Source organism: Actimicrobium sp. GrIS 1.19 (assembly GCF_035984655.1).
Taxonomy (GTDB): domain Bacteria; phylum Pseudomonadota; class Gammaproteobacteria; order Burkholderiales; family Burkholderiaceae_D; genus Actimicrobium.
In genome coordinates this window covers 1-1,644 of the sequence record NZ_JAXCHT010000080.1, presented here as the reverse complement: position 1 = coordinate 1,644, position 1,644 = coordinate 1, and the positions used below count along the sequence as shown (strand labels likewise).

Here is a 1,644-nt window from a genome sequence, read left to right as displayed (position 1 = left end):
GCCGTAAGTGATTGATAAAATGTGAGTTATCGAGAAACACACTCATCAACACAAACGCCACCTTGCCGACATGAATTCTACTTCAGAGCAGCTCCGTTTTGCATCGATTCCAGGACATACCGTTCGCGCTGACTTTGCAGGCGGCGGTTTGTCCTCTGACCTTGGACCCCTGCTGCTGCGCGGTGTCGATCGCCAGATCGGGCTGACCGAGCGCCTCACGGTAGCCCTGGGCGATCGCCGCCACCAAAGTTACATTAGCCATTCGTACCGTGACTTGCTCACGCAGCGGATCTTTCAAATCGGTTGCGGCTACGAGGACGGCAACGACTCAAATAGCTTGCGCCACGACCCGATGTTCAAGCTCGGCGCTGCCCGCTTGCCGTTCGATGACACGACCGCGCTGGCTTCTGCGGCAACGATGTCGCGCTTTGAACATGCGGCCAGCAGCAAGGATATTTACCGCATCAGCCAGGCCCTGGTCGAGCAATTCATCGCGGGCTTTGCCAAGCCACCGAGGAACCTGATTCTTGACTTGGACCATTCAGAAGACGCGGTACATGGCCAGCAGCCGCTGGCGTTTTACAACCACCATTACCGCTCCACCTGCTATCTGCCGCTCATGATCTTCGACGGCCAGTCGGGTGCGTTGGTGGCGGCCATACTGCGTCCCGGCAAACGACCGCACGGCGCCGAGAATGAGATGATCATGCGCCGCGTGCTGAGCCTGATTCGCCGTCGCTTTCCTGATACCCACATTCTGGTGCGGGGCGACGGACATTTCAGCGGGCCCGAATTGATGGGGCTCATCGATGCGATGCCGAACGTCGACTTCGTCTTTGGTTTTTCCAGCAATCCCAGGCTGCTCAAACTGGCCGAGTCAACTCGGCTGCGCGCCTGCGATTTGTGGGCTGACGTGCAGACGCAAGAGGTGGTGCCGGAGGCGGTGCGCCTGTTCGACGAATTTGACTACCGTGCCGGATCGTGGCCCCGCGCCTGGCGCGTGCTGCTGAAGGCCGAAGTCATGGCGCTGGGCCAGAACTCGCGTTTCATCGTCACCTCGCTGCCGGGCCTTGATGCCGACACGCTGTACGAGGAGATTTATTGCGCGCGGGGCCAGGCCGAAAATTACATCAAGCATCTCAAGGGTGACCTGGCGGCCGACCGCACTTCCTGTACCAGCTTCCTCGCCAATTGCCTGCGCCTATTGCTGCATGCCGCCGCTTACGTGCTGCATCAGCAACTGCGCACCCAGGCGCTGCAACACACCGCTCTGTCGCAGGCGCAACCATCGACCGTCATCGCCAAACTGTTCAAGATCGCAGTCCAGGTGCGCCAGTGCAAAAACAAGATCGTCCTGCATTTGCCCAGCGCCTGTCCGGTCAAGCAGCTGTTGAAGACGCTGACCGAACGCCTATTCGTGCCACGACCAGCAGCAATTCTCAACTCGTCCTGATCGCGTCACGTCAGGTCGGAGCGAGAATCGACCGCACACCTTCCGCCTCAAACCATCCTGCCGTTTCACGCAACCCAGAACCCACATTGCGCATGGGTAGGGCGAGTTTCTACTGATATTTCTTCAACTCCATAGTTGTTGCGATGACGATGAAAACTCCTGCCGAAATGTCGATTCATGAAACATTCAGG

Annotated in this window: 1 protein-coding gene; it reads left to right on the top strand. The window is 58.4% G+C overall.

Annotated elements, in window-relative coordinates:
• Positions 1-70: 70 nt before the first annotated feature.
• Positions 71-1,453, top strand: a complete 1,383-nt coding sequence (locus RCH09_RS19600) for an IS1380 family transposase (protein WP_326942822.1) — start codon at positions 71-73, stop codon at positions 1,451-1,453.
• The last annotated feature ends 191 nt before the right edge of the window (positions 1,454-1,644 follow it).

What these genes read in the sequence shown, in the direction of transcription:
- RCH09_RS19600 (WP_326942822.1), top strand. Translation starts at nt 71, where the DNA reads ATGAATTCTACTTCAGAGCAGCTCCGTTTTGCATCGATTCCAGGACAT.